This window comes from Duganella margarita, assembly GCF_009857535.1.
GTDB classification, from domain to species: Bacteria; Pseudomonadota; Gammaproteobacteria; order Burkholderiales; family Burkholderiaceae_D; genus Rugamonas; species Rugamonas margarita.
The window spans coordinates 54,868-67,293 of the sequence record NZ_WWCS01000003.1; the positions used below are offsets into that span (position 1 = coordinate 54,868).

Here is a 12,426-nt window from a genome sequence, read left to right on the forward strand (position 1 = left end):
AGTTTGTGCTTTTTGACATGCCGAGTCTGTACGCTGATGCACATGGAAGATGAAGAATCGGGGGTTTTGGTGTATAATTTCAATTTCCCGCATGTGCCGTTCGGCACCATCCGCAATGACCAAATTTGTCTTCGTCACCGGTGGCGTTGTGTCCTCCCTTGGTAAAGGGATTGCCGCCGCCTCCCTCGCCGCGATCCTCGAATCGCGCGGCCTCAAAGTCACCATGCTCAAGCTCGATCCGTACATCAACGTCGATCCGGGCACCATGTCGCCTATGCAACACGGCGAAGTGTTCGTCACCGATGACGGCGCCGAAACCGATCTGGACCTGGGCCACTACGAGCGTTTCATTTCCACCCGCATGAAAAAGGTGAACAACTTCACCACCGGCCAGATCTACGAATCGGTGATCCGCAAGGAACGCCGCGGCGAGTACCTGGGCAAGACCGTGCAGGTGATTCCACACATCACCAATGAAATCCAGGACTACATCCGTCGCGGCGCCGAAGGCTACGACGTGGCCCTGTGCGAAATCGGCGGCACCGTCGGCGATATCGAATCGCTGCCGTTCCTGGAAGCCGCGCGTCAACTGAGCCTGCGCGCTGGCCGCAAGAACACCGCCTTCGTGCACCTGACGCTGGTGCCGTTCATCGCCTCCGCCGGCGAACTGAAAACCAAGCCGACCCAGCACTCGGTACAGAAACTGCGTGAAATCGGCATCTCGCCGAACGCGCTGCTGTGCCGCGCCGACCGGCCGATCCCGGACGACGAACGCGCCAAGATCTCGCTGTTCTCCAACATCGAAGAGCAGGCCGTCATTTCCGTATGGGACGTCGACACCATCTACAAAGTGCCGCAAATGCTGCACGACCAGGGCCTGGACGCGATCATCTGCGAAGCGCTGGACCTCAACCCGGCGCCGGCCGACCTGTCGGTCTGGAGCCGGTTGATCTACACGCTGGAACATCCGAAGACCGAAGTGTCGATCGGCATGGTCGGCAAGTACGTGGAACTGACCGAGTCGTACAAATCGCTGACCGAAGCGCTGCGTCACGCCGGCATCCACAACGAGTCCAAGGTCAACATCGAGTACATCGACTCGGAAGAGATCGAAACCACCGGTTGCGACAACCTGGCCAAGTACGACGCCATCCTGGTGCCGGGCGGCTTCGGCAAGCGCGGCGTGGAAGGCAAGATCATGGCGGCGCAGTTCGCCCGTGAAAACAAGATTCCTTACCTGGGCATCTGCCTCGGCATGCAGGTGGCGCTGATCGAATACGCGCGCCACAAGGCCGGCCTGACCGAAGCGAACTCGACCGAGTTCGACCTCGACACCGCCCAGCCCGTCGTCGCCCTGATCGACGAATGGCAAGGCCAGGACGGCAAGGTTGAAAAACGCGACGAGAATTCCGACCTGGGCGGCACCATGCGCCTGGGCGCGCAAACCTGCGCCATCAAGCCAGGCACGCTGGCGTCGGAAATCTACGGCGCGGTGGTGACCGAGCGTCACCGTCACCGTTACGAAGCCAACAACCACTACCTGCCGCGCGTGGAAGCGGCCGGCCTGGTGGTGGCGGCCCGTACGCCCACCGAAGACCTGTGCGAAATCATGGAACTGCCCCGTACCGGCGACAATTCGCACCCATGGTATATGGGCGTGCAGTACCACCCGGAATTCAAATCGACCCCGCGTGACGGCCATCCGCTGTTCACGTCTTACATCAAGGCAGCGCTGGCCCACAAGGCAGCAGGAGAGGCAGCATGAAACTGTGCGGATTTGACGTCGGCCTGGACAAGCCGTTCTTCCTGATTTCCGGCAACTGCGTGGTGGAATCGCGCCAGATGGCGTTCGATACCGCCGGCACGCTGAAGGACATCACCACCGAACTGGGCATTCCATTCATCTTCAAGGCCTCGTTCGACAAGGCCAACCGCTCGTCGGGCAAATCCTACCGCGGCCCAGGCCGCGAGCAGGGCCTGGAGATCCTGGCCGCCGTCAAACGCGAACTGGGCGTGCCGGTGCTGACCGACGTCCACTCGATCGAAGACATCGAAGTGGCCTCGAAAGTGGTGGACGTGTTGCAGACCCCGGCCTTCCTGTGCCGCCAGACCGACTTCATCGTCGCCTGCGCGCAGTCCGGCCTGCCGGTCAACATCAAGAAGGGCCAGTTCCTGGCCCCGCACGACATGAAGAACGTGATCGACAAGGCGCGCGCTGCCGCCAAGGAAGCCGGTCTGCCTGACGACAACTTCATGGCCTGCGAACGCGGCGCCTCGTTCGGCTACAACAACCTGGTGTCGGACATGCGCTCGCTGGCGATCATGCGCGAAACCGGCGCACCGGTCGTGTTCGACGCCACCCACTCGGTGCAACTGCCGGGCGGCAATGGCACTTCCTCGGGCGGCATGCGCGAGATGGTGCCGGTGCTGTCGCGCGCGGCCGTGGCGGTGGGCGTCGATGGCCTGTTCATGGAAACCCATCCCAACCCTGCAGAAGCCCTGTCGGACGGCCCCAACGCCGTACCGCTGGGCCGCATGAAGGACCTGCTGTCCGTTCTGATCGAACTGGACCGCGCTACCAAAAAAGCTGGCTTCCTGGAGAACAGCTTCAACTAAGCAGTTCGTCATTCCCGCGCTGGCGGGAATCCATGCCGCGCGGCCCGTCTTGCGAAGTATGGATTCCCGCTGTTGCGGGAATGACGCGGAGTTCCGGTGTGAAGAATTTAGCAATCTTGTCTGCACCGGGTACAATTCCCGTTATCCTTGACCTCGCAACGCGCGTAAAGACGCGGCGCGACTTCGTATCGCCTAACTTTGGAGAATGACATGAGTGCTATCGTTGATATTATCGGCCGTGAAGTAATCGATTCGCGCGGCAATCCAACCGTCGAATGCGACGTCCTGCTGGAATCGGGCGTGATGGGCCGCGCCGCCGTGCCGTCCGGCGCCTCGACCGGTTCGCGAGAAGCGATCGAACTGCGTGACGGCGATCCGAAGCGTTACTTCGGCAAGGGCGTGCTGAAAGCCTGCGAAAACATCAACACCGAAATCTCGGAAGCCATCATGGGCCTGGACGCCAATGAACAGGCCTTCCTGGACCGCACTCTGATCGACCTGGACGGTACCGAAAACAAGGCACGCCTGGGCGCCAACGCCATGCTGGCGGTGTCGATGGCGGTGGCCAAGGCCGCTGCTGAAGAAGCCGGCCTGCCGCTGTACCGCTACTTCGGCGGTTCGGGCGCGATGCAACTGCCAGTGCCGATGATGAACGTGATCAACGGCGGCGCGCACGCCGACAACAACCTGGACATCCAGGAATTCATGATCATTCCAGTCGGTGCACCGTCGTTCAAGGAAGCGGTGCGTTACGGCGCGGAAGTGTTCCACACGCTGAAAAAGATCCTGCACAAGAAGGGTCTGAACACCAACGTCGGCGACGAAGGCGGCTTTGCGCCTTCGCTGGCCAACCACGAAGAAGCGATCAAGCTGATCATCGAAGCGATCGAGCAGGCCGGCTACGAGCCAGGCACCCAGATCGCCATCGGCCTGGACTGCGCGGCGTCGGAATTCTACAAAGACGGCAAATACGAACTGGCCGGCGAAGGCCTGTCGCTGACCGCGACCGAATTCACCAACCTGCTGGCGACCTGGTGCGACAAGTACCCGATCATCTCGATCGAAGACGCGATGCACGAAGGCGACTGGGACGGCTGGGCGATCCTGACCCGCGAACTGGGCAAGAAAGTCCAGCTGGTGGGCGACGACCTGTACGTCACCAACACCAAGATCCTGAAAGAAGGCATCTCGAAAGGCATCGCCAACTCGATCCTGATCAAGATCAACCAGATCGGCACCCTGACCGAAACCTTCGCCGCCATCGAAATGGCCAAGCGCGCCGGTTATACCGCCGTGATCTCGCACCGTTCGGGCGAAACCGAGGATTCGACCATCGCCGATATCGCGGTGGGCATGAACGCGCTGCAAATCAAGACCGGCTCGATGTCGCGTTCGGACCGCATGGCGAAATACAATCAGCTGCTGCGCATTGAGGAAGATCTGGGCGATATCGCTTCCTACCCAGGCCGCGATGCGTTCTATAATCTGAAGTAATTAAGCAAGCGCGGCCGGAGCAAGTCCGGCCGCATTCACCTCATGCGCCTGATTACGCTCGGACTGGCTTTCCTGCTGCTGTTGATCCAGTACCCGCTATGGCTGGGGAAGGGCGGCTGGCTGCGCGTCAAGGATTTCGAGACGCAGGTCGACGCGGCGCACAAGAAGAACGCCGAACTGCTGGCGCGTAACGCCAAGCTCGACTCCGAAGTGCGCGACCTGAAGGACGGCACCGGCGCGGTCGAAGAACGGGCCCGCTACGAGCTCAGCATGATCAAGCAGAACGAGATCTTCATCCAGATCGTCGGCAAGGACCAGGCTGCGGCACTCGCACCGCTGGCGCCCAAGCCGGCGGCATCCACTCCTCCTCATCCCTGACCCCAATGACGCTGCGCGCTGGCATATCGTTGATGTTGCTTGCCGCTGTGGCTGCTACCGCTATCATGGCCGCGCCGCTGGTGCGGGCGGCTGATTGCATTCCCATCCGTGTCGGCTATATGGACCAGAACCGTCCGCCATACTGGCTGGGCGACGGCGACAAGGTGCCCGATCCGCCCGGCGCGGCGGTCGACCTGATTCACGACGCCGTGCTGGGCGCCGGCTTCGGCTGCACGCCGGTGTGGGTGCGGCTGCCGGCGGCTCGCATCAAGGTGGCGCTGGCGGCCGGCGATATCGACCTGGCGCCGCTGGGCGAGATGAGCTTTTATCCGGCCGAAATCGCCATCCCCCGCGACAAGGCCGGCAATATCGATTTGAACCGTGCGCTGCACAATCAGGTGCTGGTGCTGGTGCGCGCGCGCGACAAGGTGCCGCCCAGCACCAACCCGATGCAATACTTCAAGGACAAGACGCTCGGCATCCCGATGGGCAACAGCTACGCGCCGCGCCTGCGCGAGGCCGGCCTGAGGCTGGACGACGGCGCCCGCGATCTCGACCGCAATATCGAAAAACTGCGGCTGGGGCGGGTGGACGGCGTGGTGGTGGCGGCGGTGACGCCGAAACACCTCAAGCAGACGCTGGCCAAGTACAAAGGCGAGATCGTGCAACTGCCGCAGGCGCTGCTCAACATCCGCCTGTGGCTGGCGTTCAACGACAGCTTCTACCACGCCCATCCGCAGCAGGCCGAAGCCTTGTGGACCTGGCTGGACACCAATCGCGGCCGCCTCGGCTACGTCATGCAACGCTACCAGAAGGACTAAGCCATGCAGCACATTAGCGCGATCAGCTTGTTTGTGGAAGACCTGCCCGCCGCCAGGGCGTTTTACCTGGATGTGTTTGGCGTGCCGGTTGAATACGAGGACGACCACTGCACCGTCGTCAAATTCGACAACGTGCTGATCAACCTGCTGCAGATCGCCCATGCGCCGGAGATCGTGGCGCCGGCCGTCGTCGCCACGCGCGATACCGGCTCGCGCTTCCAGCTCAGCATCTGGGTGGCGGATGTGCAGGCGGTTTTCGAGCGCCTGCAACAGCGTGGCATTGCACTCAACGGCCCGCTCGATCGGCCATGGGGCCTGCGCACCATCAACTTTACCGACCCCGCCGGCCACAGCTGGGAAGTCGGCCAGCAATTGGAACGCTGATCGCTCGTCCTGTCGGATAGAATAAGCTCCCTGGTTTGATCCGAGTCTGGTTTGAGAGTCTTATTTTTTGTCGCCATGCTGGCGCTGTCCAGCGCAAACGCCGCCGAGCCGGCGCTGTCCGCCGCCGATACCCTGAATGCCACGCAACGCGCCAAGCCGGTGACGCCGCAGACCGGCGGCCCGAATGTGCTGCGCGCGCAGGTGTTGCTGGACCGCGCGCACTTTTCTCCCGGCGAGATGGACGCGTCCTACGGCAGCAATATGCACCAGGCAATACGCGGCTTCCAGAAGCTGCACCAATTACCACTGACCGGCAACGTCGACGCCGCCACCTGGCAGGCGCTGGAGCGCGATGACGCGCCGGTGCTGGCGGTCTACACACTGACCGCGCAGGATGTCGCCGGGCCATATGTGCCGGTGCCGTCCGACATGGCCGGCAAAGCCAAACTGCCGGCGCTGGGTTACGCCAATCTGGCTGAAGCGCTGGGCGAGCGCTTCCACTGCAGCCCGGAGCTGCTGCGCCGCCTCAATCCCGGCAAGAAGCTGAACAAGGTGGGCGAACAACTGCTGGTGCCCAATGTCGCCATCATCAAGCCGCTGCCGAAAGCCGCCTCGATCCTGGTCGATGCGAAAGAGGGCACGCTGACCCTGCTCGATGCCGGCGGCATGCCATTCGCGCAATTCCCGGCCAGCACCGGCAGCCAGCACGATCCGCTGCCGGAAGGCCGCTGGCAAGTGCGCGGCGTGGCCACCAATCCCGAATACCGCTACAACCCCAAACTGTTCTGGGACGCCAAGGCCGGCGACACCAAGGCCCGCATCGCGGCCGGACCCAACAACCCGGTCGGCCTGGCCTGGATTGACCTGAGCAAAGAGCACTACGGCATCCACGGCACGCCCGAGCCGGGCAAGATCGGCAAGACCCAGTCGCACGGGTGCATCCGCCTGACCAACTGGGACGTGATGCAAGTGGTGCGCGCCGTGGCGCGCGGCGCCGCCGTGCTGCTGCAGGCCGGGTGATATATTGTTTTCCTCAGTGAAGGAGAACATGTGAAAACCATAGGACTGATAGGCGGCATGAGCTGGGAATCCACGGTGCCGTACTACCGCGAGGTCAACCAGACCATCAAGCGCGAACTGGGTGGACTGCATTCCGCCAGGGTGGTGCTGTACAGCGTCGACTTCCATGAGGTCGAACGCTTGCAGCATGCCGGCGACTGGGTCGCGGCCGGCGCCATGATGGCCGACGCCGCGCGTCGCGTGCAGGCGGCCGGCGCGGACTTCATCGTATTGTGTACCAACACCATGCACAAGGTCGCGCCGGCGATCGAGGCGGCGGTGGACATACCGTTGTTCCACATCGCCGACCCGACTGCGCAGGCGATCAAGGACGCCGGCCTGCGCAAGGTTGGCCTGCTCGGCACGCGCTTCACCATGGAGCAGCCGTTCTACAAGGAGCGCCTGCAGGCGCTGCACGGCCTTGACGTGGTGGTGCCGACACCAGCGGACCGGGAGACCGTTCATCGCATTATCTACGACGAACTGTGCCTCGGCTCCATCGTCGACGCTTCGCGCGATGCATACCGCCGCATCATCGCCGGGCTGGTGGCCCAAGGCGCGCAAGCGGTCATCCTCGGCTGCACCGAAATCTCGCTGCTGGTGACGCAGCAGGACGCCAGCGTGCCGCTGTTTGACACCACCGCGATCCACGCCCACGGCGCCGCCTTGTGGGTGCTCGCGCAAGCTTGAAACGCAGGCGGCTGGCCGTCGCCGTTATACTCTGCATTTAAGCCTCACCACTATGGAGTCAACATGAAACTGATCGGTATGCTGGATTCACCTTACGTCCGCCGCGTGGCGGTGTCCTTGCAGTTGCTGGGACTGAAGTTCGAGCATCAGTCGCTGTCGGTGTTCAGCACGTTCGAGCAGTTTCGGCAGATTAATCCGGTGGTCAAGGCGCCGACCCTGCTCGATGAGGAAGGCAATGCGTTGATGGACTCCACGCTGATCCTGCAATATGCCGAATCCATCGCCCGCCCGTCGGCACGCCGCACGCCGTCCATGCCGACCGAACTGATGCGCTCGCAGCGCCTGCTGGGCCTGGCGCTGGCGGCCTGCGACAAGGCGGTGCAGCTGGTCTACGAACGCCAGCTGCGTCCGGCGGAGAAGCTGCACCAGCCGTGGGCCGACCGCGTCATCCTGCAACTGCGCGCGGCGCTGGACGTGCTGGAAACCGAACAGCAGCAGCAACCATTGGAAGCCACCAGCGCCGCCATGCCGCCGCCCGGCGTGATGCAGGCCATCACCTGGCACTTCATCCAGCAGATGCTGCCGGACGTGGTGTCGGCCGCCGATTACCCGGCCTTGGCTGCGTATTCGCGCGAGGCGGAAGCGCTGCCGGAGTTCCGCGCCGCGCCGCACGGCGACAGCACTTACCAAGGCTGACTTGTCACACGTATAATGACGTTTTCGTCACGAGTCTTGTCCTGGTTTATGCTGCGCCTTTCGCTTGTCTTTGCCTTGCTGGCCACCTCCGGCGTCCAGGCCGCCTGTCCGCCGGTACGCATCGGCTATATGGACCAGGACCGGCCGCCTTACTGGCTGGGCAAGGGCGCCGAGGTGCCGGACCCGCCCGGCGTGGCAGTCGATTACCTGCGCGCTGCTGCTGCCGCCGCGATTCCATGCCCGGTGCAGTTCGTGCGCCTGCCGGCCAACCGCCTGCGCATCGCGCTGCAAACCGGCGCCATCGACTATTTGCCGATCGAAGAACGCGCCGAGCTGCCGACCGAAGTGACGCTGCCGCGTGACCGTAACGGCGTGCTGGACCGCAGCCGCGCAGTCCATACCAGCATCATCGTGCTGGTGCGCGCCGCCGACCAGCTGCCGGCCGATACCGTTACGCCACGTTATTTCCAGGGCCGCGTGATTGGCGTGCCGTACGGGGCACCGTACGCCGATACGCTGCGCGACGCCGGCATCAAGGTCGACGAGGGCGGACGCGACCTGGAAAGCAATGTCGGCAAGCTCAAGCTCAAGCGCGTGGACGGCGTGGCGCTGACGGTCGGCGCGGTCAGCGATATGGACCAGGCGATCGCCGAGCGTTACGGCACTGACGTGGTGCGCCTGCGCGTGCCGCTGTTCAGCAGCAATATCTGGCTGGCCACCAATCCGGCCTACTACACCGCTCACCGCGATCAGGTGGAAGCCGTCTGGACCTGGATGGCTACCCACCAGCAGGAGCTGAACAGTATGATGGCGAAATACTCCCGCAAATAAGGATTTACCGCATGGCAGTCACTTCCTACCTGAACACCACGCCGCAGCTGGGCGAGGGCCTGTATCTGCATCCATCGGCGCAAGTGATTGGCGACGTCAGCGTCGGCAAGGATTGCTCGATCTGGTGCAACACGGTGCTGCGTGGCGACGTCAACCGCATCGTCATCGGCAATTGCACCAATGTGCAGGATTTCGCCATGGGCCACGTGTCGCACAAGAACGACAAGAAGCCGGACGGCTCGCCGCTGATCATCGGCGACTATGTCACCATCGGTCACCAGGCCATGCTGCACGGCTGCACCATCGGCAACCAAGTGCTGATCGGCATGGCCGCCATCATCATGGACGACGTGGTGGTGCAGGACCAGGTGATGGTCGGCGCCGGCAGCCTGGTATCGCCGGGCAAAGTGCTGGAGAGCGGCCACTTGTACGTCGGCCGGCCGGCGGTGAAGGTGAGGGCGCTGACGCCGGAAGAAATCGCCTATCTGAAGTATTCTGCCGAGCACTACGTGCGCGTCAAGAACAACTACCTGGCGGGCTGATCAAAGACGATACGCCGTCAACCACTGGCTGGCCGCCGCGCAGGCGGCCTGGCTGTCCGCAGCCGAGTGCATCGGCAAAAACACCGCCGCGCCTTTCAGCGTGCCACGGCCGGTCTGCACACTGAGTCCGCCCTCGATGGCGCGCACTTCCAATATCTCCGTCCATTTATAGCGCGTTACCTGGCTGTCCTGGCCATCCTGGCCGGGCACCTGTACGTAGCGCAGGCCGTCTTCGTCGGCTGAAAAATATTCCACTTCCCGTTCCAGCGGCTGTGTATGCATCAGCCAGCCGCACGCCAGCGCGCCGGCCAGACTGATGGCCAGCGGCCAGATGGCGGTCAACCCCAGCGCTAGCACCGCGCCGCCAATCGCCACCAGCGCGCTGGCGGCCGGCGCCCAGCTCGGGCAGGTTGCGGCGGCCGTATTGGGCGTGGTCAAAGAAAGGCGTTCCATGCATCGATTGTAGCGGATTCATCAAGATTGATTGTCATTCCACTTGTAAATGAGAATCATTATTGTTAGGATGTCTGCTTTGCCAGCAATCGTCCATCTTCCGAGAGCCAGCCGTTCAACTTCTCTCTTGGAAAACTATGATCGCTACCCCTACGGGCGCTCGGCATCGGGCCGCGCCACTGTCTCTTCACGTCCGCTCGGCCCTGCTGGTGATGCTGGGCGCCGCCATCCTGCCGGCGGTAGCGCAGGACGCGCCGGCCAAGTCCGCTTCCGAATTGTCGGAGATCCTGGTCAAGGCCAGGCGCGACGACGTCAACTCCACCAAGAACGGCAGCACCACCGTGCTGACCGCGCGCCAGCTGGAGCAGAACAACGCCATCGACATGGCCAATATCGCCCGCTACTCGCCATTGGTGGCGGTGCCGTCGGCGGCCAGCGGCGGCGGCAATATCTGGGACGGCGCGGGCAACACCGGCATCAACATCCGCGGCGTTGAAGGCAACCGCATCAGCCTGGAAGTGGACGGCATTTCGCTGCCGGATGCGGCCTCGCGTCCGGACGGCACCTCGAACAGCTCGTTCGGCATCGGCCGCGACTACTTCGATCCGGAAACCTTCCGCGAAGTGCGCATCGGTTCCGGCGCCAGCCCGACCGGCGGCGGCACGCCGGGTCTGGGCGGCTCGGTCTCCTTCATGACCAAGGACCCGGAAGACTACCTGGACGGTACCCGCAAGGTCTACGGCGAATACAAGTTCGGCCACACGTCTGACCACGGCATGCGCCTGCATGCGGTGACCGGCGCCGCCGAAATCAGCCCGGGCCTGAAAGCCCTGATCGTGGTGGCGCACCGCACCGGCGACCAAGCGCTGATCAACAGCACCGCGCCGTCCAATCCGGACGACTGGGATTCGACCGCCGTGCTGGCCAAGCTGAACTGGACCATCGCCAAAGGCCAGAAACTGGGCTTCACCATCGACAGCTACAAGAACGAGCACAAGCGCGAATTTGACAACAAGGTCGGCGCCTCGTATCCGGATGGCGCGACGCAGAATTCCAACACCAAGCGCAACCGCTTCAGCGTCGAGCATCAGTGGACCCCAGGCGGCATCGCGCTGTTCGACACGCTGGACACCAAACTGTTCACGCAAAAAGCCGAAGTGGTCGACCTGACCCATGCCGACTACATCACCGGCGCGCAACCGTACGTACGTGACATCAACACCGGCTACTTCAACGACAGCAAAGGCATCGCCACCGACGCCACCAAGCAGCTGGCTCCCGGCAATCTGTTGAGCTACGGCGTCAGCTACGAGCAGCAGCAAACCCGCCGTCCATGGAGCGAAGACCGCGTGGTGGTCAGGACCGGCGTGCACCAGTACACGCTGAAGAACCGCATGGCCGACATGGACACCGACAAATTCGTCGCCTATGTGCGCGACGAGATCGGCTTCACGCTGGGCGGCAAGCAAGCCACGCTGACACCGGGCCTGCGCGGCGAACAGCGCAAGCTGACGCCGAAGAATCTGCAAAGCTACATCGTCGCCGTGCCGAGCGCGGCCAAGGAAATCAAGGAAGAAACCGATTCCTTCCTGACGCCATCGCTGAACCTGTCGGTGGAAGTGGCGCCCAACTTCAACGCCTTTGCGCAATACTCGCGCGGCACGCGCCTGCCGTCGGCGGCCGAGCGCACCGGCACCTACGACTCGTTCAGCTACACCGGCGCCGGCAACGGATACGCCGTGCTGGGCAATCCCAACCTGCAAAAGGAAACCAGCAACGCCTTTGAAGTGGGCCTGAAAGGCGCGCCGACGCCGGGCGTGGAATTCAGCGCCTCGGTATTCGATACCCGTTACAGCAACTTCATCGAATACGCCACGCAGGCGCCGGACCCGGTCAACTACCCGACCATCACCTTCGGCCTGTACCGTCCGGAGAACATCGGCAAGGCCAATATTTACGGCGTGGAATTCAGCTCGAACTTCCAGCTGGGCCAGTGGCTGCCGGCGATGAAAGGCTACAGCGTCAACGTTGCGGCCGGCGCCTCCAAAGGCAGCTCGGAAAACACCGCCACCGGCAAGAAAGCCGACCTGCCATCGGTGCAGCCGTACAAAGCCAACGCCACCTTCGCCTATGACGATCCGGCCCTGCGCGGCGGTGCGGCACTGACCGCCAGCACCGCGCGCGGCAAGCGTGCCGTCGGCGACGTGCTGACCGGCAGCGCCACCACCTTGTTCGATGTGCCCGGCTACAGCGTGCTGGACTTGACGGCGTACTGGAACATCAACCAGCACGTCACCCTCAGCGGTGGCGTCTACAACCTGGGCGACAAGAAATACTGGGACTACGCGTCGTCGCGCAGCCTGCCGGCCGGCACCACGGCCGCCACGCTGGCCGACATCGAACGCCAGACCCGTCCGGGTCGCAACTACGCATTCAACCTCAAAGTGATTTACTAAGGAGCT

General features: G+C 63.1%; 13 protein-coding genes. 12 read left to right on the top strand and 1 reads right to left on the bottom strand.

Annotated features, from left to right (window positions below):
• Positions 1–115: 115 nt before the first annotated feature.
• The 11 genes from pyrG to GTP55_RS05135 all read left to right on the top strand — a co-directional run bounded on the left by pyrG (position 116) and on the right by GTP55_RS05135 (position 9,511).
• Positions 116–1,765: a CTP synthase gene (gene pyrG / locus GTP55_RS05085; protein ID WP_161043893.1), complete on the top strand. Its 1,650-nt coding sequence runs from the start codon at positions 116–118 to the stop codon at positions 1,763–1,765.
• Positions 1,762–2,616, top strand: coding sequence for a 3-deoxy-8-phosphooctulonate synthase (gene kdsA, locus GTP55_RS05090; RefSeq protein WP_110844633.1), 855 nt, complete (start codon positions 1,762–1,764; stop codon positions 2,614–2,616). Before pyrG ends, kdsA begins: the two co-directional genes overlap by 4 nt.
• 210 nt (positions 2,617–2,826) lie before the next feature.
• Positions 2,827–4,110: a phosphopyruvate hydratase gene (gene eno / locus GTP55_RS05095; protein ID WP_161043894.1), complete on the top strand. Its 1,284-nt coding sequence runs from the start codon at positions 2,827–2,829 to the stop codon at positions 4,108–4,110.
• A gap of 42 nt (positions 4,111–4,152) precedes the next feature.
• A complete protein-coding gene (ftsB, locus tag GTP55_RS05100; protein WP_161043895.1) occupies positions 4,153–4,488 on the top strand; it encodes a cell division protein FtsB in 336 nt (111 codons plus the stop codon).
• Positions 4,489–4,520: 32 nt separating this feature from the next.
• Entirely contained in the window at positions 4,521–5,309 is a 789-nt protein-coding gene (locus GTP55_RS05105) for a transporter substrate-binding domain-containing protein (protein WP_229257755.1), read from the top strand.
• A 3-nt stretch (positions 5,310–5,312) separates the two neighbouring features.
• Positions 5,313–5,693 (top strand): VOC family protein, encoded by a 381-nt coding sequence (locus GTP55_RS05110; RefSeq protein ID WP_161043897.1) that lies wholly within the window; start codon positions 5,313–5,315, stop codon positions 5,691–5,693.
• Between the two features lie 51 nt (positions 5,694–5,744).
• A complete protein-coding gene (locus GTP55_RS05115) occupies positions 5,745–6,713 on the top strand; it encodes a L,D-transpeptidase family protein (protein ID WP_229257756.1) in 969 nt (322 codons plus the stop codon).
• A 30-nt stretch (positions 6,714–6,743) separates the two neighbouring features.
• Complete coding sequence (locus GTP55_RS05120) at positions 6,744–7,442, top strand: aspartate/glutamate racemase family protein (RefSeq protein ID WP_161043898.1); 699 nt, start codon at positions 6,744–6,746, stop codon at positions 7,440–7,442.
• Positions 7,443–7,505: 63 nt separating this feature from the next.
• The gene (locus tag GTP55_RS05125) at positions 7,506–8,138 is read left to right on the top strand and encodes a glutathione S-transferase (RefSeq protein ID WP_161043899.1); all 633 of its coding nucleotides are present in this window, start codon (positions 7,506–7,508) and stop codon (positions 8,136–8,138) included.
• Between the two features lie 48 nt (positions 8,139–8,186).
• Complete coding sequence (locus GTP55_RS05130; RefSeq protein ID WP_161043900.1) at positions 8,187–8,969, top strand: transporter substrate-binding domain-containing protein; 783 nt, start codon at positions 8,187–8,189, stop codon at positions 8,967–8,969.
• An 11-nt stretch (positions 8,970–8,980) separates the two neighbouring features.
• Entirely contained in the window at positions 8,981–9,511 is a 531-nt protein-coding gene (locus GTP55_RS05135; protein ID WP_161043901.1) for a gamma carbonic anhydrase family protein, read from the top strand.
• Here the strand turns inward: GTP55_RS05135 and GTP55_RS05140 are convergent, their stop codons facing one another.
• Positions 9,512–9,964 (bottom strand): hypothetical protein, encoded by a 453-nt coding sequence (locus GTP55_RS05140; protein ID WP_161043902.1) that lies wholly within the window; start codon positions 9,962–9,964, stop codon positions 9,512–9,514.
• A 137-nt stretch (positions 9,965–10,101) separates the two neighbouring features.
• Here GTP55_RS05140 and GTP55_RS05145 point away from each other — a divergent pair, with 137 nt between their 5' ends.
• Entirely contained in the window at positions 10,102–12,420 is a 2,319-nt protein-coding gene (locus tag GTP55_RS05145; RefSeq protein WP_161043903.1) for a TonB-dependent hemoglobin/transferrin/lactoferrin family receptor, read from the top strand.
• The last annotated feature ends 6 nt before the right edge of the window (positions 12,421–12,426 follow it).